This window comes from Mesorhizobium sp. ESP-6-2, from assembly GCF_020164675.1.
Taxonomy (GTDB): domain Bacteria; phylum Pseudomonadota; class Alphaproteobacteria; order Rhizobiales; family Rhizobiaceae; genus Mesorhizobium.
In genome coordinates this window covers 340,395-364,709 of sequence record NZ_JAIUGT010000006.1, presented here as the reverse complement: position 1 = coordinate 364,709, position 24,315 = coordinate 340,395, and the positions used below count along the sequence as shown (strand labels likewise).

At 64.8% G+C, this 24,315-nt stretch carries 17 protein-coding genes; 9 read left to right on the top strand and 8 right to left on the bottom strand.

Features of this window, described 5'->3' with window-relative positions; translation table 11 throughout:
* Positions 1–144 precede the first annotated feature (144 nt).
* From LB532_RS18685 to LB532_RS18675, 3 genes are all read left to right on the top strand, one after another.
* The gene (locus LB532_RS18685) at positions 145–1,911 is read left to right on the top strand and encodes an autotransporter domain-containing protein (RefSeq protein ID WP_224557043.1); all 1,767 of its coding nucleotides are present in this window, start codon (positions 145–147) and stop codon (positions 1,909–1,911) included.
* 239 nt (positions 1,912–2,150) lie between these two features.
* Positions 2,151–2,753, top strand: a complete 603-nt coding sequence (locus LB532_RS18680; RefSeq protein WP_140641498.1) for an ANTAR domain-containing response regulator — start codon at positions 2,151–2,153, stop codon at positions 2,751–2,753.
* Between the two features lie 2 nt (positions 2,754–2,755).
* Positions 2,756–3,982, top strand: a complete 1,227-nt coding sequence (locus tag LB532_RS18675) for a CmpA/NrtA family ABC transporter substrate-binding protein (protein WP_181169432.1) — start codon at positions 2,756–2,758, stop codon at positions 3,980–3,982.
* A gap of 108 nt (positions 3,983–4,090) precedes the next feature.
* Here LB532_RS18675 and LB532_RS18670 read toward each other — a convergent pair whose 3' ends face one another.
* Complete coding sequence (locus LB532_RS18670; protein ID WP_140641502.1) at positions 4,091–4,294, bottom strand: hypothetical protein; 204 nt, start codon at positions 4,292–4,294, stop codon at positions 4,091–4,093.
* A 44-nt stretch (positions 4,295–4,338) separates the two neighbouring features.
* Between LB532_RS18670 and LB532_RS18665 the strand changes: the two genes are divergently transcribed.
* From LB532_RS18665 to LB532_RS18640, 6 genes are all read left to right on the top strand, one after another.
* Entirely contained in the window at positions 4,339–4,518 is a 180-nt protein-coding gene (locus LB532_RS18665) for a twin-arginine translocation signal domain-containing protein (RefSeq protein ID WP_140641504.1), read from the top strand.
* Between the two features lie 47 nt (positions 4,519–4,565).
* Positions 4,566–5,861: an MFS transporter gene (locus LB532_RS18660; RefSeq protein ID WP_140641506.1), complete on the top strand. Its 1,296-nt coding sequence runs from the start codon at positions 4,566–4,568 to the stop codon at positions 5,859–5,861.
* A gap of 19 nt (positions 5,862–5,880) precedes the next feature.
* Positions 5,881–8,331: a nitrite reductase large subunit NirB gene (gene nirB, locus LB532_RS18655; protein ID WP_140641508.1), complete on the top strand. Its 2,451-nt coding sequence runs from the start codon at positions 5,881–5,883 to the stop codon at positions 8,329–8,331.
* Between the two features lie 4 nt (positions 8,332–8,335).
* A complete protein-coding gene (nirD, locus tag LB532_RS18650) occupies positions 8,336–8,665 on the top strand; it encodes a nitrite reductase small subunit NirD (protein WP_140641510.1) in 330 nt (109 codons plus the stop codon).
* A 3-nt stretch (positions 8,666–8,668) separates the two neighbouring features.
* A complete protein-coding gene (locus tag LB532_RS18645) occupies positions 8,669–11,359 on the top strand; it encodes a nitrate reductase (protein WP_140641512.1) in 2,691 nt (896 codons plus the stop codon).
* A gap of 382 nt (positions 11,360–11,741) precedes the next feature.
* Positions 11,742–12,596 (top strand): hypothetical protein, encoded by an 855-nt coding sequence (locus LB532_RS18640; RefSeq protein WP_140641514.1) that lies wholly within the window; start codon positions 11,742–11,744, stop codon positions 12,594–12,596.
* Positions 12,597–12,781: 185 nt separating this feature from the next.
* Here the strand turns inward: LB532_RS18640 and LB532_RS18635 are convergent, their stop codons facing one another.
* From LB532_RS18635 to LB532_RS18605, 7 genes are all read right to left on the bottom strand, one after another.
* Entirely contained in the window at positions 12,782–14,296 is a 1,515-nt protein-coding gene (locus tag LB532_RS18635) for an aldehyde dehydrogenase family protein (RefSeq protein WP_140641516.1), read from the bottom strand.
* Positions 14,297–14,467: 171 nt separating this feature from the next.
* Positions 14,468–15,730 (bottom strand): RNA polymerase sigma factor, encoded by a 1,263-nt coding sequence (locus LB532_RS18630; RefSeq protein WP_140641518.1) that lies wholly within the window; start codon positions 15,728–15,730, stop codon positions 14,468–14,470.
* The gene (locus LB532_RS18625; RefSeq protein WP_140641520.1) at positions 15,727–16,101 is read right to left on the bottom strand and encodes a YciI family protein; all 375 of its coding nucleotides are present in this window, start codon (positions 16,099–16,101) and stop codon (positions 15,727–15,729) included. The genes LB532_RS18630 and LB532_RS18625 overlap by 4 nt, the downstream gene beginning before the upstream one ends.
* An 84-nt stretch (positions 16,102–16,185) precedes the next feature.
* Positions 16,186–17,289: a DNA topoisomerase IB gene (locus tag LB532_RS18620; protein WP_140641522.1), complete on the bottom strand. Its 1,104-nt coding sequence runs from the start codon at positions 17,287–17,289 to the stop codon at positions 16,186–16,188.
* Positions 17,290–17,419: 130 nt separating this feature from the next.
* Entirely contained in the window at positions 17,420–18,304 is an 885-nt protein-coding gene (locus tag LB532_RS18615; RefSeq protein ID WP_140641524.1) for a transglutaminase domain-containing protein, read from the bottom strand.
* 12 nt (positions 18,305–18,316) lie between these two features.
* A complete protein-coding gene (locus LB532_RS18610) occupies positions 18,317–20,728 on the bottom strand; it encodes a circularly permuted type 2 ATP-grasp protein (RefSeq protein WP_140641526.1) in 2,412 nt (803 codons plus the stop codon).
* A 6-nt stretch (positions 20,729–20,734) separates the two neighbouring features.
* Positions 20,735–24,094, bottom strand: a complete 3,360-nt coding sequence (locus tag LB532_RS18605) for a DUF2126 domain-containing protein (protein WP_224557040.1) — start codon at positions 24,092–24,094, stop codon at positions 20,735–20,737.
* Positions 24,095–24,315: the final 221 nt, after the last annotated feature.

Sequence of the window (24,315 nt, the reverse complement as noted above, 5' to 3'; positions counted from 1 at the left end):
GGCACGCAGACGATCAGCTTCACGCAGCCGGCGAATGCGGCACTGACCAGCGGCCCGGTGACGCTGAGCGCCACCGCATCCTCCGGCCTGACGGTCGCCTTCACCTCGACGACGACGGCGGTGTGCACCGTCAGCGGCAATTCGGTGACACTGCTCTCGGCCGGCACCTGCACCATCGACGCCGACCAGGCCGGCAACGCCAACTACCAGGCCGCCGCCACGGTGTCGCGCAGCTTCGCCGTCACCCAGGGGACGAACGTCATCACGTTCAATACCTTGCCGAACCGGGCTCTCGGCAGCGGGAGCTTCAGCCTTTCAGCCACCGCAAGCTCGGGCCTGACCGTAACGTTCGTGTCCACGACGACGACTGTATGCGGTGTTTCCGGCGCGACGGTTTCGCTGCTTTCAGTCGGACAATGCACCGTCGAAGCTCGTCAGGCCGGCAATGGAAGCTACATGGCTGCGGTGCCTGTCGCCCAGAGTTTCTCGGTGGCCAAGGCCGCAACCACAATCACGCTGCATGTTCCGGCGACCAATCTGTACGGCTATCCGCTAACCCTCAGCGCCACCGTCAACGGTGTCGCTCCGACTGGCTCCATTACTTTCCGTGACGGGGGTGCAACCCTTGCAACGGTTGTGCTGAGTGGCGGCACTGCCACATTCATCACGTCGGGCCTCTCTGCGGGGAGCCACGATCTCTCCGCCAGCTATAGCGGCGACGCAAGCAACCTGCCGACGATGTCCAGCGTCGTTTCGATCATGGTGAATTTGCGGCCCGACCCTTCCCAGGATCCTGATGTCATCGGGCTGATCAACGCCCAGGCTTCGGCCATGGAGCGTTTCGGCCAGACCCAGATCGACAATATTCGGGATCGACTCACCAGATTGCATGGCGATGACGACGATAGCGGACCAGTCGCTTTTGGCATGACCGTCAATCAGTCGCAGAGCAAGGCTGCCCAGCAATGGTTCGACGAGAACAAGGATGACGCGCAGGCCTATGCCGGGTCTCCGGACGATACTGATGGCTCTGCTCAAGCGTTGGCCGCCATGCCCACAGGGTCGGTGCAGGAGTCGCCGCTTTTTCACCTGTGGACCACTGGCTCGGTGAGCTTCGGTTCCGTCACACCATCTGGAGGAACGGAGAATTCGTTCTCGACTCCCGGCCTCACCGCCGGCATCGACACCCAGGTCATGAAACATCTGAAAGCCGGTATCGCCATCGGTTACGCATCGGACAAGACCACGATCGGAGATGACGGCACCCGCAGCGACGGCAAGAGCATCTCGGTCGCGCTGTATGGCAGCTACAATTTCCTCCCGTCGACTTTCCTTGATGTCGTCGGCGGCTACGGCCACGCAAACTTTGATTCCGAGCGCTATTCGTCGGACGGCGACGTTTTGCTGAAAGGCGCGCGGGGCGGTGAGGAATGGTTTGGTTCCGCAGCGCTGTCCAGGGAATTCAAATCAGGCGCCTGGCTGGTCTCACCCTTCGGCCGTGTCGATGCCGTGCATTGGAAGCTGGACTCGTATGCCGAGACCGGGTCGTCAACCTGGGCGCTCAACTACGACAGCATGAACACGACTTCGGTTCGAACGGCACTCGGTCTGAACATGAGCTACGACATACCGGTCGACTGGGGCAAGCTGTCGCTGGACGCCGCTTTCGAAGACTCGTACCGGCTGTCCGGCGACTATAACCAGATCCTCAATTATGCCGATCTTACAACCGGACCCTTTTATTCGGTAACCGGCGAGGCGAACTCGACAAATCAGGTCACGACCGGACTTGGGTTGTCCGCGAAGGTGGGCACGATCAATATGCGTGCGAAATATCAGCTTTCTTTCGGCAATGGCTGGAGGGTCGAAAACCAGAACTTCATCGGCAGCGTTGGTTTCCCGCTCAACTGATCCTTGCCGCCGGCGGCGTTCTGAGCATTGTGTCACAAACTCCGAATTCTGGTTTGCATCAGCGTTCTGCGCACGGCTGAGCGGTCGAAAGGATTCCGGTCCTGCGAACCCGGTTGAGCGCTTCGAAGTCGCGGGCGACAATATCCGCTGTGCAACTTGCGTTCCGACTCTCGGCGAATGTTTGCGGTCGCCGGGCTATCCCGCATTGCACAATTCCTTCGCTTGGTCACAATGCGGACATGGTCCGAACCTCACTCGCCGTCCTGGTGATCGACGAAAATCGCATCCGCGCCTCGATCATCGAGGCGGGATTGCGCGAGGCCGGCCATGAGCGGGTCACCGTCATCCATGACGTGACCGGCATTGCGCGCCGCATCGCCCAGATCGAACCCGACGTCATCGTCATCGACCTCGAAAACCCCAATCGCGACATGCTGGAGAACATGTTCCAGCTGTCGCGCGCGGTGAAGCGGCCGATCGCCATGTTCGTCGACCGCTCGGACCAGGCCTCGATAGAGGCCGCGGTCGATGCCGGCGTGTCCGCCTATGTCGTCGATGGTCTCAGGCAGGAACGCGTCAAGCCGATCCTCGACATGGCCGTCAGCCGTTTCAACGCCTTTTCGCGCATGGCGCGCGAACTGGAGGAAGCGCGCAGCGAGCTCGAGAATCGCAAGGTCATCGACCGCGCCAAGGGCATATTGATGAAGTCGCGGGGTCTCAGCGAAGACGCGGCCTACACGCTGCTGCGCAAGACGGCGATGAACCAGAACCGCAAGATCAGCGACATCGCCCACAGCCTGGTAACGACCGCCGGACTGCTCGGGCCTCTGGAGGACGAATGAGCATGGCCGCTGCGCATCAGATCACCGCCGGCTTCATGCCCTTGTTCGACAGCGCGGTGCTGGTCGCGGCCGGCGAAATGGGTTTTGCCGCGCGCGAAGGCGTCGACCTCGTCCTCCACCGCGAGACCTCCTGGGCCAACATCCGCGACCGCATCGCGATCGGCCATTTCGACGTCGCGCATATGCTTGGGCCGATGCCGCTCGCCTGCAACCTCGGGCTCACGCCGCTGGCATCCGAGACGATCGTGCCCTTTTCGCTCGGTCTCGGCGGCAATTGCATCACCATGTCCAAAGCCGTCTGGGAAGGCATGGCCGCGCATGGCGCCGTATCGGATCTCGATCCGGCCCGCGCCGGCGCCGCACTTGGCGCGTTTATCCGCGAACGCGCGGCGGCCGGCCACGACCCGCTGCGCTTTGCCGTCGTGCATCCGCATTCCGGGCACAATTACGAACTGCGCTACTGGCTCGCCGCCTGCGGCATCGACCCCGACGGCGAGATCGAGATCGTCATCGTGCCGCCCCCCTTCATGGCCGACGCGCTGGCCGCCGGCCGCATTGACGGCTATTGCGTCGGCGAACCCTGGAACAGCGTCTCCGTCTCGGCCGGCACCGGCCACATCGTCACCGTCAAGGCGCTGCTGTGGCGCAACAGCCCCGAAAAGGTGATCGGCGCGCGCAAGGCCTGGGCCGAGGAAAACCCGGAGGCGCTGGCGGCGCTGCTGCGGGCCCTGCACCACTCCGCCCGCTGGTGCCAGGATCCGAAGAACCGGGGCGAACTGGCGGCGCTGATGGCGCAGCCCGGCTTCCTCGGCCATAAGGCGGCTCTCCAGATGCCGGTCCTGACCGGACGTCTCCAGCTTGGCGGCGGCGCGGAAAGGAGCGTCGAAGACTTCTTCCTGCCTTTCGACAAGGCGGCGAACTTTCCCTGGAAGAGCCATGCGCTGTGGTTCTACACGCAGATGGTCCGCTGGGGCGATGTCGCGCACACGCCTGAAAATCTCACCGTCGCCCGCGACTGCTACCGGCCCGACCTCTATCGGGCGGCGCTGAAGCCGCTCGGCGTGGCGCTGCCCGGCGCCAATGCCAAGGTCGAGGGCGCGCTGAAGATCGCAACGCCCGTCGGCTCGGCCGGGGCAAGCCTGGTGCTCGGCCCCGACGGTTTCTTCGACGGCCGCATCTTCGACCCGGACCGGATCGACGCCTATATCGGGGCGCAGAAGCCGGCCTGATTATTTGCGCGCCATTCTTGCGCGTTGCACAAAAATTATGCGGAACGATCGCATAGCTGACCAATGTTTGACCGTATCGCTGGTCATCCGGATCTACGCATGATTCGGCTATTCAACTGAATTCATTCGAAATTCCTTTCCGAAGCGAAACTGGCACAGTTCCTGCTTTGAAATAAATGAGCCCTTCTCGGGCAACGAAACAGGCGTCCAATGGCGGGCGCCGCAGGCAAAGCTGCCGCTCAGGTTACGACGCGATCCGGATGCACCGGTCGCGCGGATCTGGCCGGCAGCTTTTTTGTTTTGGCCGAACACGCAATCGACGGCGCTCCTCCCAAAGCGCCCAACCGGAGACGACGATGACGAAACGGATCGGAACTGGAACAACCCTCAAGGATTTCACGCGCCGCGACTTTCTTGCCAGCAGCGCGATGACTGCGGCGCTGTTCGTCGCCGCGCTCCTTCTGTTTCCCGCCAGCACCAAAACGGAAGGCAAGGGTCCGCAAATGATCCCGCCGGTCGTGACCTCGTCTCGCTGACCGATGCCGCGCCTCTGAACATCGCCACGAAAAAAGGCAGTCCCACCATGACCGCAAATCTCCCAGCCGCGCCCAGCCAGGATTCCCGGCAGGCGCTTGTGATGTCCACCATCGCCTTCACCGTCTGTTTCGCGGTGTGGACGATCTTTTCCATCATCGGCATCCGCATAAAGCAGGAGCTTGGGCTGAACGAGACGGAATTCGGCCTGCTCGTCGGCACGCCAATTCTCACCGGCTCGCTCGTGCGCATGGTGCTCGGCATCTGGACCGACCGCTATGGCGGCCGGCTGGTCTACACCGCGACCATGCTCGCGGCGGCGATCGCGACCTTCCTGCTCTCTTTTGCGCACACCTATGAGCAAATGCTGATCGCCGCGCTCGGCGTGGGGCTTGCCGGCGGCTCCTTTGCCGTCGGTGTCGCCTATGTCTCGCGCTTCTTCCCCGCCGGCAAGCAAGGGACGGCGCTCGGCATTTTCGGTGTCGGCAATGTCGGCGCCGCGGTCACCAAGTTCCTGGCGCCTTTCGTGCTTCTCTCCTGGGGCTGGCAGTCGGTCGCGCAGATCTGGGCGGCGGCGCTGGTCGTCATGGCCGTCGTTTTCTGGTTCACCACCGGCGACGATCCTGTCATCCGTGAGCGCCGCGCCGGCAAGGCAGCGCCCGCGAGAAGCTTCTGGCAGGAATTCGCGCCGCTCAAGAACCAGCAGGTCTGGCGCTTCGCCTTCTACTATTTCTTCGCCTTTGGTGCCTTCGTGGCGCTGTCACTGTGGCTGCCGCGCTATCTGATCGGCGTCTATGGTTTCGGGCTTGCGACCGCCGGCATGATCGGCGCTGCCTATTCAATTCCCGCAAGTATCTTCCGTGCCTATGGCGGCATGCTCTCCGACCGGATCGGCGCCCGAACGGTGCTCTATTCGACCTTCGCCGTCAGTGCCGTCGCGACCCTCGTTCTGTCTCTCCCCTCGGCAGACTACGTCGTGCGCGGCATTAGCGGGCCGATCGCCTTCCACTTCGAGATCGGCCCGCTCGCCTTCATAGCCGTTGCCTGCGTGCTCGGCTTCTTCATGAGCCTCGGCAAGGCCGCGGTCTACAAGCACATCCCCGCCTATTATCCGCAGAATGTCGGTGCTGTCGGAGGCGTGGTGGGCATGATCGGCGGGCTCGGCGGCTTCATCCTTCCGATCGCCTTCGGCGCGCTCAACGACCTCACCGGCGTCTGGTCGAGTTGTTTCATGCTGCTCTTCCTGATCGTCGTCGCCTGCCTTGCTTGGATGCATGTCAGCGTCAGGCGCATGGGGCGCGCCGCATCGACCAAGGCGTCGATCCTTTCCTACGCCGCAGAGTGAGATTGGAGCGGATCAGGACATGACCGAGAAACTCGTCATCCTCGGCAACGGCATGGCCCCCGGGCGCATGCTGGAGCACCTCCTGGAAAAGGCGCCCGGCCGCTACCAAGTCACCATCTTCAACGCCGAGCCGAGGGTGAACTACGACCGCATAATGCTCTCGCCGGTGCTGTCGGGCGAAAAGGACTATGAAGAGATCATCATTCATGGTGACGGCTGGTACATCAAGCACGGCATCACCCTCTACAAGGGCCACAAAATAGTCGCCATCGACCGGCAGGCGAAGACCGTCACCTCCGACCACGGCGTCATCGAGCCCTACGACAAGCTCGTCATCGCCACCGGCTCGGTGCCCTTCATCATTCCGGTGCCCGGCCACAATCTGCCCGGCGTGCTCACCTATCGCGACCTCGACGATGTCAGGGCGATGATGCTCGCGGCCCAGTCGCGCGCCAAGGCCGTGGTCATCGGCGGCGGCCTGCTCGGACTGGAGGCCGCCGCCGGCCTCAGCGCGCAGGGCATGGACGTCACCGTGCTGCATGTCATGCCGACATTGATGGAGCGCCAGCTCGATCCGGCCGCGGGCTACCTGCTGCAACGCGCCGTGGAGGAACGCGGCATCAAGGTCATCACCAAGGCCAACACCCAGGCGATATCAGGCAACGGCAAGGTCGAGCGGGTGGAACTCGCCGACGGCACAATCATCCCGGCGACGCTGGTGGTCATGGCGGTGGGCATCCGGCCGAATGCGGCACTGGCCAAGGAAGCCGGCATTGCCGTCAACCGCGGCATCGTCGTCGACGCCGGCATGCGCAGCAACGATCCCGATATTTTCGCGCTTGGCGAATGCGCCGAGGTGAACGGCCAGGTCTACGGTCTGGTGGCGCCGCTCTACGAGATGGCCCGCGTCGCGGCCAGCCAGCTTGCCGGCGACGACAGTGCCGCCTTCGTGCATTCGGACACGCCGACCAAGCTCAAGGTTACCGGCATCGAGCTGTTCTCGCTCGGCGACTTCGCCGAGGGCGAGGATCGCCAGGAGATCGTGCTGCGCGACGCCGCCGCCGGCGTCTACAAGCGCCTGGTGCTGAAGGACGACCGCATCATCGGCACGGTGCTCTATGGCGAGACATCGGACGGCGCCTGGTTCAACGACCTGAAGAAGAAGCAGACCGACATCTCGCAGATGCGCGACACCTTGATCTTCGGCCAGTCCTACCAGGGGGGTGCCCCGCTGGACCCTATGGCGGCCGTTGCAGCCTTGCCGGATGATGCGGAAATCTGCGGCTGCAACGGCGTCTGCAAGGGCAAGATATCAGGCGCGATCACGGCCAAGGGCCTGACCTCGCTCGACGAGGTACGCGCCCACACCAAGGCGTCGGCCTCCTGCGGTTCCTGCACCGGCCTGGTCGAAAAGCTGATGGTGCTGACCATCGGCGACAAGTACAACCCCGCCGCCGTGCAGCCGATGTGTTCCTGCACCACGCTCGGCCATGACGAGGTGCGCCGGCTGATCAAGGCCAAGGGGCTGAAGACCATTCCCGCCGTCATGCAGGAGCTGGAATGGAAGACCTCTTGCGGCTGCGCCAAATGCCGACCGGCGCTCAACTATTATCTCGTCTGCGACTGGCCGGACGAATATGCGGACGATTACCAGTCGCGCTTCATCAACGAGCGCGTCCACGCCAACATCCAGAAGGACGGCACCTATTCGGTGGTTCCCCGCATGTGGGGCGGGGTGACCAATGCGGCCGAACTGCGCGCCATCGCCGATGTCGTCGACAAGTTCGAAATCCCGATGGTCAAGGTCACCGGCGGTCAGCGCATCGACATGCTCGGCATCCGCAAGGAGGACCTGCCGGCGGTGTGGGCCGATCTCGGCCAGGCCGGCTTCGTCTCCGGCCATGCCTATGCCAAGGGACTGCGCACGGTGAAGACCTGTGTCGGTTCCGACTGGTGCCGTTTCGGCACGCAGGATTCGACGGGTCTCGGTGTCCGCATCGAGAAATTCATGTGGGGCTCGTGGACGCCGGCCAAGGTCAAGATGGCGGTGTCGGGCTGCCCCCGGAACTGCGCCGAGGCGACCTGCAAGGATGTCGGCGTGATCTGCGTCGATAGTGGCTACGAGATCCATTTCGCGGGTGCTGCCGGCCTCGACATCAAAGGGACCGAAGTGCTCGGCCTGGTCAGGACCGAGGACGAGGCGCTGGAGCATATCGTGGCACTGACGCAGATGTACCGCGAGCAGGCCCGCTATCTCGAACGCATCTACAAATGGGCCAAGCGCGTCGGCATCGCCGAGATCAAGCGCCAAATCATGGACGATGGCGACAAGCGCAAGGCCTTCTACGACCGCTTCGTCTTTTCCCAGAAATTCGCCCAGGTCGATCCGTGGTCGGAACGCGTGTCGGGCAAGGACAAGCACGAGTTCCGGCCGATGGCCTCGGTTGAGTTTGCACAGGCGGCGGAGTGACATCATGAACTGGATCGCCATCGGCGCCATCTCCGACATCCCGCGCCGCGGCGCGCGTTGCGTCGCGACACCGCAAGGCAAGATCGCCGTCTTCCGCACCGCCGACGACCAGGTCTTCGCCATCGACGATCATTGCCCGCACAGAGGCGGGCCGCTGAGCCAGGGCATCGTGCACGGCGCGGCGGTCACCTGCCCCCTGCACAATTGGGTCATCTCGCTGGAAACCGGTAAGGCGCTCGGCGCCGACCAGGGCGCGGTGCGCACCATTCCGGTGAAGGTCGAGGGCGAGCGTCTGTTCATCGCGCTCGAAGCGCTGGCCAGCCGCGCGGCCTGACCCATGCAGATTGGCGAAGCACGCGAGGTGAGGACCACTTGCCCCTATTGCGGGGTAGGCTGCGGCGTGCTGGCGAAGGTCATCGCGGACGGCCAGGTGTCGGTCCGCGGCGACCCCGACCATCCGGCGAATTTCGGCCGGCTCTGCTCGAAAGGCTCGGCACTGGCCGAGACCATCGGTCTCGACGGCAGGCTGCTCCAACCGGAAATCCACGGCCGCCGCGGCTCCTGGGACGAAGCGCTCGACCTCGTCGCCTCGACCTTCTCGCGCACCATCGCCGAGCATGGCCCCGATGCCGTCGCCTTCTACGTCTCCGGCCAGTTGCTGACCGAGGACTATTACGTCGCCAACAAGCTGATGAAGGGCTTCATCGGTTCGGCCAACATCGACACCAATTCGCGTCTCTGCATGGCCTCATCCGTCGCCGGCCACCGCCGCGCCTTCGGCTCCGACACCGTGCCGGGAACCTATGAGGATTTGGAACAGGCCGACCTCATTGTGCTGGTCGGCTCCAACCTCGCCTGGTGCCATCCCGTGCTCTACCAGCGCATTGCTGCCGCGCGTGAGAAGTGCCCGGAGATGAAGATCGTGCTGGTGGACCCGCGCCGCACCATGACTTCCGATATCGCCGACATGCACCTGGCGATCGCGCCCGATGGCGACGTCGCCCTGTTCACCGGCCTGCTCGCTTGGCTCGGCCAGCACAATGCGCTCGACCGCGCCTACATCACGGCGCACACGACCGGCTTCGGACAAGCTCTTTTCGCCGCCTCGGCGCTCGACCTTGCCGGTGTTGCTGCCGCCACGGGCCTGAGCGAGGACGAGCTCGCCCGCTTCTACGGCCTGTTCGCCGCGACCGCCAAGACCGTCACGGTCTACAGCCAAGGCGTCAACCAGTCGTCGTCCGGCACCGACAAGGTCAACGCCATCATCAACTGCCACCTCGCCACCGGCCGCATCGGCAAGCCGGGAGCAGGCCCGTTCTCGGTGACCGGCCAGCCCAACGCCATGGGCGGCCGCGAGGTCGGCGGCATGGCCAACATGCTGGCCGCCCACATGGAGATTGAAAATTCGAGGCATCGCGAACGCGTGAAGCGCTTCTGGAATGCACCTGACATCGCGCAAAAGCCCGGCCTGAAGGCGGTCGACATGTTCCGGGCGGTGGCTGACGGGCGCATCAAGGCACTGTGGATCATGGCCACCAATCCGGTCGATTCGATGCCGGATGCCGACGCCGTCGAAGCAGCGATCAAGGCCTGCCCGTTTGTGGTGGTGTCGGACGTGCAGGCCAACACAGACACCGTGCGCCATGCCCATGTCCGGCTGCCGGCCACCGCCTGGGGCGAGAAGGATGGCACCGTCACCAATTCCGAGCGCCGCATCTCGCGCCAGCGCGCGTTCCTGGCGGCGCCCGGCGAGGCGCGGCCCGACTGGTGGATCATTGCCGAGGTGGCAAGGCGCATGGGGTTTGCCGAGGCGTTCGCGTATGACGCGCCGGCCGAGATATTCACCGAGCATGCCGCGCTGTCCGGGTTCGAGAATGGTGGCGAGCGGGATTTCGATATCGGTACTTACAGCGGGATCGATGCGGAGGATTATGAGGCGCTGGCGCCATTCCATTGGCCAGCGCCGAGCCCAGGCTTGGGTGTTCAGGCTGTCTATACCCAGCCAACCACCCGCTTCTTCGCAGACGGCAAATTTTACACCCCGGACCGGAAGGCCCGCTTCATCGCCATTCGCCCGACCGTGGAAACCCGCACCACCGCCGCCTTCCCGCTAATCCTCAACACCGGGCGTATCCGTGACCACTGGCATACGATGACGCGCACCGGCAAAAGCCCGCGCCTGTCGCAGCACATCGCCGAGCCTTTCGTCGAAATCCATCCCGACGACGCAGCACGACACGGCATCGGCGACGCCGACATCGCGCGCGTTTCCAGCCCGCGCGGCGCCGTGCTCGTGCGCGCGCTGATCACGTCCCGCCAGCGCCGGGGCAGCCTGTTCGCACCGATGCACTGGACGGACCAGTTCACCGCCAAGGGCCGGCTCGACACGCTCACTGCGCCACTCACCGACCCGGTTTCCGGCCAGCCGGCACTGAAGCACGTTGCGGTGCACATCGAGAAATTCGCCGCGATGGCGTTCGGCTTCGCCGTGACCCGACAAAGGCCCGAAGCGATAGCCGCCGATTATTGGGTCGTGGCCCGCTGCAGGGATGGCTGGCGGGTCGAGCTCGCCTTTGCCGGCGACGACATCGACTGGCCGGTTTTTGCCCAATCCCTGTTCGGCGCCTCGACCGATGCCGAAATACTCGCCTATCACGACCGCGATGCCGGCCAGCATCGCATCGCGGCCTTCAATGGCGTACAGCTCGCGGGCGCCCTGTTCGTCGCGCCCGGCCCGGTGGCCGTATCGCGCGGCTGGGCGACGCAGCAGCTCGAAGAGGTCCATGCCAGCCAGCGCGACCGCTTCCGCATCGTCGCCGGCCGCTCCGGCGCCGAACGGCCCGATGCCGGCGCGACCGTCTGCTCCTGTTTCAACGTCGGAATCAACCAGATCACGGCGGCGGTGGCTTCCGGCTGCACGAACGTGGAAGCCATCGGTGCCGCGCTGAAGGCCGGCACCAATTGCGGCTCCTGCCGTTCAGAGATCCGCGCCATCATCCAGGCACATCGCGTTCAGGCGGCCGAGTAGGCGGCAGAACCCGCCATCGGCGGCCTCCCGATGCGCATGCAGCCGGCGGACCCCGCGTCAGCCCATCATAGCCGGGCTGCAGGACGACACCCGGGCGTAGCTGCGGTTGTCCAGATCGCTGAACGCGCAGTGCTTGCCCGTGTGGGGTTGCCGCCGACGTCTCGCCGCCATCATTGGCTACAGAACTGGACTTTAGTCCGAGCTGCCTCATCTGGACACAAATGCGCAAGGCTGAAAATGTCTAAATGCGTGTCGCCCAAAAGTGACCTCGGTTTTGGGAGAACGACATGCACAAAAAAAAGCCGAAAGCGCGTCGCATGAATCCGCTTCGACGCGACCCGCTCTTGGAGCGTGGGAATGTTGGCGAACCAGAAGGAGGTGGATGCTGGATATCGAGGACATAGCCGCTCATTCGGATCTGCACCGCCACGTCCAGGAGCAGTCGCTGGCGCTGATCCACATCTACGAAGCCAGCCCGCGGCTTGCTTCCATATTCGCCACGCAGCAGCGCTGGCTGATGGGCCATGTCGGCCTTGCCATGCATTTCAGGCGCGACCCGGACGACCGCCGCAGCGCGTTGACGGTGTCGCGCTTCATCGAGTTCGTGCATCAGCACAAGGTCGCCAGCCGCAACACCGCCGACGCTTTCATCAAGGAGATGCTGCACTACCGCATCGCCGAATACGTAGCGGGCGGAGACGGGCGCACCCACCCGTTGCAGCCGACGGCGGACACGGTGCGGACATTCACCGGATGGGTGCACGCACATCTACGGACCCTTGACCGACTCGACGGCGCGGACCGGCTGGCGAAATACCTGGAGCGGCCCGATATGCTCGCCGCCCTGCAGCCCCTCGTGGCCGACGGCCTGCTTTCGTCCAAACCGGTGCGCGAACCCAACCAGACCTTTTCCCTGTTCATCTGGCTCAACAATGGCGGCATCGTCATGGATCGGCTCATGTCCGGCATCGACCCCGACCATGCCGGCCTAGACCGGATTCCGACCAGCGTGGTCTCGGTGGCGGAATTCGCTAGCTGGCTCAAACTGTCGCGCACCCACCTCGCCCGGAAACTACGCGATGCCGAGGCGCTCGGCAGCATCGGCTGGCTGGGCCAGCGCGGCAATTCCGTGATGTGGGTCTCGCACCGCTTCTTTCAGGAATACATGACCGTCCAGGCCGCCAAGCTGGCGATCGTGGATGCCGCCTTCGCAGCGTGTTTTTCCACCGACCACTGAGACTCGCCGCTGCCCAGACTATGAAGGCGGTCCGTGCCGCTGCGTATCCTCGAAACAAAAAAAGCCGCCTCGGCGGCGGGACGTCAGCACCATACGAAGAATGACAGCATGACTGCCTCAGCAGTGAACCTCAGGTCGCAGAACGGCCCGGGTGCGCAAGGTCACCCGAGCCGGAACCCGCAGTCTCACTCGATGTCGAAGGAGACACCCTGGGCGAGCGGCAGCGCCTTGGAATAGTTCACCGTGTTGGTGGCGCGGCGCATATAGGCCTTCCACGCATCGGAGCCGCTCTCGCGGCCACCGCCGGTTTCCTTTTCACCACCGAAAGCGCCGCCGATCTCGGCGCCCGACGTGCCGATATTGACATTGGCGATGCCGCAGTCCGATCCGTCGACGCCGAGAAAGCGCTCGGATTCCTGCAGGTCGCGGGTAAAGATCGACGACGACAGCCCCGCTCCCACCGCATTGTGCTCGTCGAGCACGGCGTCGAAATCGGAATACTTCATCACATAGAGGATCGGCGCGAACGTCTCTTCGGTCACCGGCGAGACTTGGCTGGGCATTTCGACCAGCGCCGGATGCACGTAATAGGCGTCCGGATGGCCATTCTCGACCCGCGTGCCGCCGGTCACCTTGCCGCCGTGGGCGGCAGCCTCCTTCAGGGCTTTCTGCATGGCCTCGTAGGCCGCCCTGTCGATCAGCGGCCCAACGAGGGCCGAGGTCTCCAGCGGATTGCCGACAGAGACGCTCTGATAGGCCTTCTTCAGCCGCGGTACCAAGGCGTCGTAGACGCTGTCATGCACGAACAGGCGCCGCAGCGTCGTGCAGCGCTGGCCCGCCGTGCCCATCGCGCCAAAGGCAATTGCGCGCAACGCCATGTCGAGATCGGCGGTCGGGCAGACGATGCCGGCATTGTTGCCGCCGAGCTCCAGCACCGCGCGTGCAAAACGCTTGGCGAGGCGCGGCCCGACGTCGCGGCCCATGCGGGTCGAGCCGGTGGCGGAGACCAGCGGCACCTTGGGATGATCGACCAGTATCTCGCCGACGGCGCGGTCGCCGATCAGCACCGACGCGAGCCCTTCCGGCGCATCAGTGCCGAAGCGATTGACGGCGCGCTTGAAGATCGCCTCGCAGGCAAGCGCCGTCAGCGGCGTCTTTTCGGAAGGTTTCCATACCACCGCGTCGCCGCAGACCAGCGCGAGCGCCGCATTCCACGACCACACCGCGACCGGGAAGTTGAAGGCGGAGATGACGCCGACCACGCCGAGCGGATGCCAGGTTTCCATCATGCGGTGTCCCGGACGCTCGGTGGCGATGGTCAGCCCGTACAATTGCCTGGAAAGACCGACGGCGAAGTCGCAAATGTCGATCATCTCCTGCACTTCGCCGAGCCCTTCCGAGGGGATCTTGCCGACCTCGATCGACACCAGCCGGCCAAGTTCGGCCTTGTGCGCGCGCAATTCCTCGCCGAGCAGCCGCACCAGCTCGCCGCGCTTCGGCCCCGGTACCAGGCGCCAGGCCTGGAACGCCTTGTGCGCGGCATCGATGGTCCTGGCCGCGTCGGCAGGCGAGATCGTGCTCAACGCCGCGATCCGCTCGCCCGTCACCGGGCTGCGCACGATCAGGTCGCCGCCGGCAAGCGCCTCCTTGGCAACACCCAGTTTCGCCAGAAGCTCGGCGGTTTCCTTCGCTATCGTCATGTCTGTCCCTTTCAAATCCCGCCATTCATGTGGCGCGGTCAAAGCATTGCGCCATGCGTTCCCTATGCGGTCAGGCGCAAGGAGGCGCTGTCTTGGCGTGCCAATAGCGGTTTCAGGAAAAAATCGCCACCCCGGCATGGTCCAAGCCCGGGCCAGACCATTGAACCAGTGTCAGCTTGCGGTGCGCGCTGCGCTGTCCTTCATCAGCCGGTCGATATGCATGCGTATATGGGCCGCTTCCGCCGCCGTGTTGGCAAGCGCGATGGCGCGGTCGAAGGCGACCCGCGCCTCCTCGCCCCGGTCGAGCTGCATCAAAAGCCCGCCCTTGAGGCCGAAGAAATGAAAATAGCCGGAAAGCCTCTGCTCCAGCGGCTCGATCATGGCGAGCGCGGCCTCCGGGCCACGCACCTTGGAGACCGCGACCGCACGGTTGAGGGTGACGATAGGCGACGGCTGCATCTGTTCGAGCAGGCCGTAGAGCAGGTCGATCTCCACCCAGTCCGTGTCCTCGGCCTTCTCGGCCCGCGCATGCAGCGCGGCAATCGCCGCCTGCACCTGGTAAGGGCCGGGCTTGCGGTGGCGCAGTGCCTTGTCGACCAGCGCCAGCCCTTCGTCGATCATCTTGCGGCTCCACAGGCTGCGGTCCTGGTCCTCGAGCAGCACGATCTCGCCGTCCGCATCGAAACGGGCCGGTGCGCGCGCATGCTGGAGCAGCAGCAGCGCCGTCAGCCCCATGATCTCCGGCTCGGTCTGGAACAGCCTGAGGAGCAGCCGGGCCAGCCGGATCGCCTCTTCGCACAACGGCGCGCGGGCCGGCGCCTCGCCGCTGTTGGTCGAATAGCCCTCGTTGAAGATCAGGTAGACCATGGCCGCGACCGCGGCGAGCCGCTCCGAGCGCTCCACCGCGCCCGGCGTCTCGAACGGCACGCCGGCGTCGGCGATACGTGCCTTGGCGCGGGTGATGCGCTGCTCCATGGCGCTTTCGCCGACCAGGAAGGCGCGTGCGATCTGCTTGACCGTGAGGCCCGAGACGATGCGTAGCGCCACCGCGATCTGCTGCGTTGCCGGCAGGTCGGGATGGCAGCAGATGAATAGCAGCCGCAATATGTCGTCGCGGTAGTGCGCGCCATCGAGCCGCTCGGCGATGTCGCTCTCTGCGTCCTCGAGATCGGAGATCTGGTCCTCTTCCGGCATCGGCGCCTGCTTGGCGCGCTTGCGCACCGCGTCGATGCCGCTGTTGCGTCCGACGAAGATCAGCCAGGCCGCCGGATCGCGCGGCGGACCGTTCTGCGGCCAGTTCTTCAGCGCCCTGAGGCAAGCGTCCTGGAAAGCTTCCTCCGCCGTATCGAGGTCGCGGAAATAGCGCAACAGCGCACCCATCGCCTGCGGGCGGGCGGCGCTGATCGCGGAGCTGATCCAGGCAAGTTCGGTCATACGGCGACCCTAGCGGGGTTGAAGATGGATACCGGCCGGATTTCGTAGGAGCCGCCGCTCGGATTGACCTCGGAAAGTTCGCGCGCGAACTCCACCGCCTCGTCGAGATCGGCGCATTCGAGCGTGTAGAAGCCGAGGAACTGTTCCTTGGTCTCGGCGAACGGCCCGTCGATGACGATCGATTCGCCCTTGACCTTCCTCAGCGTCGTCGCCGCCGTCGTCGGCAAAAGCCGCGCCACCGGGCCAAGCCGGCCGGCGTCCGCGTATTTCTGCTGGACATCGAGAATGTTGGCCATGACCTTGTCGTCCTGTTCCTTGCTCCAGGAGCAGACGACGTCTTCGGAAGCATAGCACAAGATCGCGTAGAGCATGGTTTGTCCTCTTCTGTGTCAAAGGACGAAACATTAGGACCGATCCCGACACGGCGTCGATAAAAAAATCGAGGCGCCGCGGATTCAGCGGCCGGTGGTCGCCGCGGGTCCGCTTTCGTGCGTCTTCAGCCATCGCAGCACGAGCGCTTCCTCATCATCGAGACCGTCTATCGACCGTTTGCGCTTGTTGGCTTCCGCCATCTCGGCAAGCAGCCGTCCCTGCAGCCAGGCTTCGAAGACTTGCGGATGGATATAGCATTGGCGGCAGACGGCGCGCGTGTTGCCCAGCCGCTCGGCGACCCTGTCGATGACGCTGTTCATCGCCCGTTTCTGCTGTGCCTGGCTGTCGGGCAGCACCGTTTGCGCAAACAGCGACGCGGCGTGGATGGTGCCGCCCCATGTACGGAAATGTTTCGAGCTGAATGCATCGCCGATGGCCTCCCTGATGTAGCGGTTGACGTCCTCGGAGCGCACCGGGTGTCTGCTGCCGTCCTCGTCGAGATACTGGAACAGCTTTTGGCCCGGCAGGTCCTGCGCGCCCCGCACGATTCGCGCGATGCGGCGATCGACCAGCTTCAATTTCCATTCCTTGCCCGATTTGCCCTTGAAGGCGAACCGCAGGCTCGATCCCTTGATGTCGACATGGCGGTCCCGCAATGTCGTCAGGCCGAAGCTCTTGTTGTCGCGGGCGTAAGCGGCGTTGCCCACGCGGATCATGGTGTTGTCGAGCAGCCAGACGATCGCGGCGACGACGCGTTCGAGCGGCAGGCCGTGGCGGCGCAGGTCGCTGTCGATCCTGTGCCGAAGCTCCGGCAGGCTTTCGGCGAAGGCGACAAGGCTCGAATATTTGGCGCTGTCGCGCTCCTCGGCCCAATGCGGATGGTAGCGATATTGCTTGCGCCCCCGCTGGTCCCTGCCGGTCGCCTGGATATGTCCGTCCGCCGCGGCCGAGATCCAAACATCCGTCCAGGCCGGCGGGATCACAATCGCCTCGATGCGCGCTCGGGTGGCATCCGAGACCGGCCCGCCATCAGGTCCCCTGTAGGAAAATCCCTTGCCCGATTTCAGCCGGCGGATACCGGGCTCGGTATCGCTGACATAAACCAGTGCGGCGTGCTCGGCAGAGATCTGAGCACCGTTCTTTGGTGCGGCGTCGCCGTCGATAGTCAATCCGGATTTCTGCAGCATGCTGGCCCCACGGAAACACCCGTAGATAAGCCTCTAGGCCGAGCACTGGTTCCACTCCTGTCCGAAAAGTCGGCGGCCACCCACGCCGGCGGCGGACCCTGCATGGGGCGTTGCGCAAGGAGGCCTGACGTCAGGCCTTCTCCAGCACCACCGAAATGACGTCGACGGCTTGCTCTCCGACCTGTCCGCCGGTGGTCTTGAGAACGCCGACGATCGGCGCGACATCCGAATAGTCGCGGCCATAGCCGACGGTGATGTGATCGTTGGAGGCCCGCATGCCGTTGGTCGGGTCGAACTCCTGCCAGCCGGCATCGCGCCCGCACCACACCTTGACCCATGCATGCATGGCGTCGGCGCCCTCCAGCCCGGGCTTGCCCTTGGGCGGAATGGTGCGCAGGAAGCCGCTGACGTAGCCGGCCGGTATGCCGAGCCCGCGCAGGCCGGCGATCATGATATGCGAGAAATCCTGGCACACGCCGCGCTTCAGCCGGAAGGCATCGCCTGCCCTGGTGCGGACGGTGGTCGCCTCGTTGTCATAGGTGAAATCGCGGTGGATGCGATTGCAGAGGTTCATCGCCGTACCGGCGGCCGAGCCGCCGACGCTGTCGCGCGCATAGGCGGTAATCGCCGCATCGATGCCGGCGTGACCGCTGGCGGCCAGGAAATGGTGGGGTGTATCAGGCGCCAGCGAGCGCACGGCGGCGATCTCCTGACGCAGCCGGCTAAGGTCGGGCGACACGTCGAGCCCAGGCTCGGGCCGCGACACCGCCACGCGCGCGCTCATCCTGATGTCGAGTGCGTCATGCGCGTCGCGGAAGGCGATCGACGTGACGTTGTTGCCGAAGAAATCGGAAAAATCCGAGCGTTCGTTGGGCGCCGGCGCGAAGGATAGCGACGCTGCGACGACGCGCTGCACGCCGTCGATGGTCGGCGGCAGCACGCGCACCTGGTGACGACCGCCGCCGGCGACGGCGGCGTAATCGTAATGAAGGTGAAGCCTGATGTCGTAGAGCATGCCGGAGTCGCCTTAACCGAAATAGGCCTTGGCGAGGCTGCTGTAGAGCCCGCCTATCTCGCCGGCGAGATCGTTCAGCGCCTTCACAGTCATGTCCGCCGGCTCCTTGATGGCGATGGCTGTGTTGAGCTGCAGGATCTCCTTGGCCGCAGGCGACATGTGCCCTTCGCCGCCGATCGCCGGCAGCAGTCCGATCTCGGCCTTCAGCCGTTCGAGCTGGAACAGGATGGAACGCGGATTGAGCGGATCGAGCGCCAGAAGGTCGATCACCGTGCGGCGGCCGGCTTGCACAGGGTACTGCCGCCGGTGCGTCATGACGCTGTCGCCGATCTCCAGCATCATGTCGAGCGAGCCGTCCGGCGCCTTGTCACTGGTCAGCCGGGCGAGCGTGCTGGCGATCTGTATGCCGCGCTCCAGCCGCCGGCCGATCTCAAGGAAGCGCCAGCCCGCAAAGCGGTACATGTTCTCGTGCAGCAGGCCGGAAAAACCGGCGAGCTTGCGCAGGATGACGGTCATGGCCCGTGTCGCATCATCCCCCGGCGCCACCGTCGTCGCGAACTGATGAATGGTCTTCGACAGGTCCTTGAGGGCCAACCAGCCATCCGGCGAGAAACGGTCGCGGATCTGGCCGGCGCTGTAGACGGCGCTGTCCAGCGTGCCGATCAGCCCCGATGGGATCGCTGTTTCGACATCGATGCCGAACGGTTCGAGATGATCCCTGATGTCGGCCAGCAACGGCATATCCGGATCGGAGGTTTCGGCGAGCCGCACATGATAGGCACGCAGGATGCGCACAGTGTCCTCGGAGCGTTCGATGTAGCGGCCGAGCCAGGTCAGGTTTTCCGCCGCGCGGCTGGGCAGGCTGCCCGGCTTGGTGCGGCTGAAGCTGTCGCCCTCTTGCGGCAGCAGCGTCTCGCGCTCCACCGGCCTGTCGCTCACCACCCAGACGTCGGCAGCCTGGCCGCCGCGCTGCATGGCGATCGCCGTCGGATCGAGCGACAGGCCGATGCGGGCGAACCCTCCCGGCATCACCGTCCAGCCCTCGGGCGTACGCGCCAGATAGACACGCAGGCTTGCTGGCCGCGGCTCCAGCCAGCCGCCGACATAGACGGGCGTCGTCGAAAGCGTTACCGCTTCCTGGCCAACGAAAGCGTCGCCGTCGCGTTCGATGCGCGCCACCAGTTCCGCCCGTTCTCCGGCCGACAGCGCCGCGCCGAGCTTGGTCTGGTCGTCGTCCTCGAAGGCCAGCCGCGTCGACAGCGCCGGCCCGATCACCATGCGGTCGATATTGGCGAGCACATGCGCTCGGTCGGAGGGCTGCCCACACCACCATGTCGCGACGGTGGGTAGCTTGAGTTCCTCGCCCCGCAATTCGCGCGCGATCTTGGGCAGGAAGGCAAGCAGCGCGCGCGTTTCCATCAGGCCCGAGCCGAGCGCATTGACGGTGGAGACGCTGCCTTGCCGGATCGCCTCGACCAGGCCCGGCGTGCCGATTTGCGACTCCGAGCGCAGTTCCAACGGATCGGCGAACGCCGCGTCCAGCCGCCGCCACAGCACGCTGATCGGCATCAGCCCGGAAACGGTGCGCACCATCAGCCGGCCCCCGGAAACGGTCAGGTCCTCGCCTTCGAGCAGCATGATGCCGAGATAGCGGGCGATATAGGCGTGTTCGTAATAGGTCTCGTTGAGCGGTCCAGGCGTCAATATGGCGACGCGGCCGTCGGCTTCCCTGGCCATACCGATCAGCGCATCGCGAAAGCGCCGGAAGAAGCCGGCAAGGCGATGCACATGCATCTCGCCATAGATATCGGACAGCGCGCGCGTCGTTGCGACCCGGCTCTCCAGCGCGAAACCGGCGCCGGATGGTGCCTGAGTGCGGTCGCCCAGCACCCACCAGCGGCCGTCCGGCCCGCGGCCGAGTTCGAAGGCGCAGAAATGCAGGAAATGACCGCCGGCCGGCATGGTGCCGACGACGGGCCGCAGATATTCGGGGCTCGCCGCGACCAGTCCGGCCGGCAGGATGCCTTTTTCCACCAGCCGGTTCGGCCCGTATATATCGGCGATTATCTCTTCGAACAGCTCGGCGCGCTGCACAAGGCCGGCGCTGATCGCCGCCCACTCGCCGTCCTCGATGAGCACCGGAACATGCGCCAGCGGCCATTCGCGCTCGTTGGCGCCGGCCTTGTCGTAGACGCGGTAGTAGACGCCGGCGTCGCGCAGATACTGGTCGGCGCGGGCAAAACGATGGGCGAGTTCTTCGGCGCCGAGATCGTCGAGCGCCTCGATGAAATGCTTCCAGGCCGGACGGGGATTGCCCGACGCGTCGACCATCTCGTCGACGACGCCGTCGATGGGCTGGTACTGCTCCAGCAGGCGATGGATCTGCGCCTTGCCTCGTACCTGCTTGTGATTCCCCTTTGCCATCGCTGATCAGAGTCTTGGCGGGCGCCGAAGGTCAAGCGTCATTGGGAAATCTTCCGTGGGTTGTTCTTCGCGCAGCACATAGGTCGACGGCGTGTGGCCGCGCGCCTCGAAGCGGGCCAGCCGGCGCGCCTCCGCCTCATTGCCGTTGACCGGGAAAGTGTCGTAGTTGCGCCCGCCGGGATGCGCGACATGGTAGACGCAGCCGCCGATCGCCCTGCCCGTCCAGCGGTCGTAGATGTCGAAAACCAGCGGCGTGTTGACCGGCAGCGCCGGATGCAGGCCCGAAGCCGGCTGCCAGGCCTTGAAGCGCACGCCGGCCACCGCGACCTCGCGGTTGTCCGTCACCTTCATCGGCACCATGCGGCCGTTGCAGACGATGGCATGGCGCTCCGGGTTGAGGCGCTCGGTCCTGACCTGCAGCCGCTCGACCGAGGAATCGACGAAGCGCACGGTGCCGCCGATGGCCCCCTGCTCGCCCATCACATGCCACGGCTCCAGCGCCTGCCGCAGTTCCAGCTTGACGCCCGCATATTGGACCTCGCCGCAGAAGGGAAAGCGGAATTCGAGCTGGGCGTCGAACCATTCGGGCCGGAACGAGAAACCGTTGAGCTTGAGGTCATCGAGAACGTCGAGAAAATCCGCCCAGACATGATGCGGCAGCATGAAGCGGTCGTGCAGCGACGTGCCCCAGCGCACGAAACGGCCGTCTAGTGGGTTCTTCCAGGCGCGAGCGATGATCGCCCTGACCAGCAGTTGCTGCGCCAGGCTCATGCGCGCATTGGGCGGCATCTCGAAGCCGCGGAATTCGACCAGCCCCAGCCGTCCGGTCGGTCCATCCGGGGAGAACAGCTTGTCGATGCAGATTTCGGAGCGGTGCGTGTTGCCGGTGACGTCGGTCAACAGGTTACGGAACAGTCGGTCGACCAACCACGGCAGGGGTGCATTGCCTTGGTCCGGATGCGTTACCTGTGCCATGGCGATTTCGAGCTCGTAAAGCGTATCGTGGCGCGCCTCGTCGAAGCGCGGCGCCTGGCTGGTCGGGCCGATGAACAGGCCTGAGAACAGGTAGGATAGCGAGGGGTGCCGCTGCCATTGCAGCACCAGGCTCTTCAGCAGGTCGGGCCGGCGCAGGAACGGGCTGTCATTGGGCGTCGCGCCGCCGACCACGACATGGTTGCCGCCGCCGGTCCCGGTGTGGCGGCCGTCGATCATGAACTTGTCGGCGCCAAGCCGGGTCTGCCGCGCTTCCTCGTAGATCGCGGTCGTCGTCGCCACGCAATCCTGCCAGTTCGAGGCGGGGTGGATATTCACCTCGATGACGCCGGGATCGGGCGCCACGCGGATGACGTTGAGGCGTGGATCGTGCGGCGGGCCGTAGCCTTCGATATGCACGGGCAAGCCGATCGCCCTTGCCGCGTTCTCGGCAGCGGCCACAAGTTCGAGATAGTCTTCTAGCGCCTCGACCGGCGGCATGAACACGCAGAGCCGCCCATCGCGCGGCTCCACCGAAAGCGCCGTGCGCACCGCGCCGCCGATCTCGGTGATCTCCTGCTCGACGCGGTCTTGCTGTGCGGTCGCCGCCGTGAACGACGCCGCCTGCTGCCGGCGCGCCATCTCGTCAGCGCCTTCCAGCTCGGCCGGAGCCGCACCCGGCACGATCGCGTCGCGCGTCGGCAGCGAACCGCGCGGCAGGGAGGGGTCAACTGGCACGATATAGGGAAACTGTTCTGGCGGCACATAGGGCAGCGTGCCCAGCGGCAGACGATAGCCGACCGGTGAATCGCCCGGCACCAGGAACAGGCGGCCGCGCCTCGTCTTCCACTTCTCCGAGCGCCAGCGCTGGCCCGACGCCTGGCTGTTCCAGCGCTGCACCGGCAGCACATAGCCCGACGGCTTGGTCAGCCCGCGTTCGAACACCGTCGCCATGCGGCTGCGCTCTTCGGGATCCTCCAGCCTCGAATTGGACGGATCGACATTCTCCGGCAGCTTGCCTTCCTTGAGCAGCCACTCGGCCGGATCCTCATAGGCTTCGCTGACCATGGACGTTTCGATGCCGAGCTCGCCGGCGATCGCGGTCAGCAGGCTCTCGGCCTGCTTCGGACCGATATCGGCTTCGCTCTTCTCCCGCGCGATCAGCGACGGGTCGCTCCACACCGGCTCCCCGTCGGTGCGCCAGTAAAGCGAGAAGGTCCAGCGCGGCAGGCTTTCGCCGGGATACCATTTGCCCTGGCCGTAATGCAGGAAGCCGCCCGGCGCGAAGCGCTCGCGCAAGCGGCGGATCAGTGCGTCCGCCTTTTCGCGCTTGGTTGGGCCGACGGCCGCCGTGTTCCATTCGGCGGACTCGAAATCGTCGATCGACACGAATGTCGGTTCGCCGCCCATGGTCAGCCGCACGTCGCCGGCATCGAGCGCGGCGTCGACGTTTTTGCCCAGCGCATCGAGCGCCTGCCAGCTTTCATCCGAGAACGGCTTGGTGATGCGCGGATGCTCCGCGATGCGGTCGACCCGCATCTCGAAGCCGAACTCGACATTGGCGAAGCTCGCCATGCCAGAAATAGGCGCCGCGTTGCGGAAATGCGGCGTGGCGGCAAGCGGCACATGGCTCTCGCCGGTGAGCAGGCCCGAAGTCGGGTCGAAACCGACCCAGCCGGCGCCGGGAAGATAGACCTCGCACCAGGCATGCAGGTCGGTGAAGTCCACTGATGTACCGGCCGGCCCATCGAGCGCGACGAGGTCGGGCTTAAGCTGGATCAGGTAGCCCGAGACGAAGCGTGCCGCGATGCCGAGATGCCTCAGGATCTGCACCAAGAGCCAGCTCGAATCGCGACAAGAGCCTTTGGCAGCGGCCAACGTTTCCTCGGGCGAGAACACGCCGGTCTCCATGCGCACGATATAGGCGATCTCGCGCTGCGGCCGGGCATTGAGGTCGACGAGAAAACTGACCGTGTTTTTCGGGCTGGTATCGATGGTTTTCAGGAACGCCGAGAGCAGCGGGCCCGCCGGTTCCGGTGTGCGATAGATGGCGAGGTCGTCGCGTGTCTCTTCCGGATATTCAAACGGGAAATTTTCCGCCGTCTCCTCGACGAAGAAATCGAACGGATTATAGACCGTCATGTCGGCGACGAGGTCGACCTCGATCTTCAATTCACTCACCGGCTCGGGAAAAACGAAACGGGCAAGGAAATTGCCGTAAGGGTCCTGCTGGAGATTGACGAAGTGGTTCGCCGGCTCGACCTTCAACGAATGGCTGAGCACCTTGGTGCGCGAATGCGGCGCCGGCTGCAACCTGATCACCTGCGGACCAAGCACCACCGGCCGGTCGTATTTGTAATGGGTCAGGTGATAGACGGCGGCCAGAATTGCCATGGAGCCCCGGAGATCGGCGTTTAGCTGGCCGAACCCTGACACATCTGGCCGTCATTCTCCAAGCGGATGTTGCGCTGCACCTAACTTAAATGGCTGTTGAACGGGGTCGACTGGGTCATTCGCTACCCTCCATTGGCGAAGCCTTCTTGTCCTTCGTCATCCTAGGGCGCAGCAAGGAGCGCAGCGACGCGGCGTAGACCCTAGGATGACGAAGCCGCGGA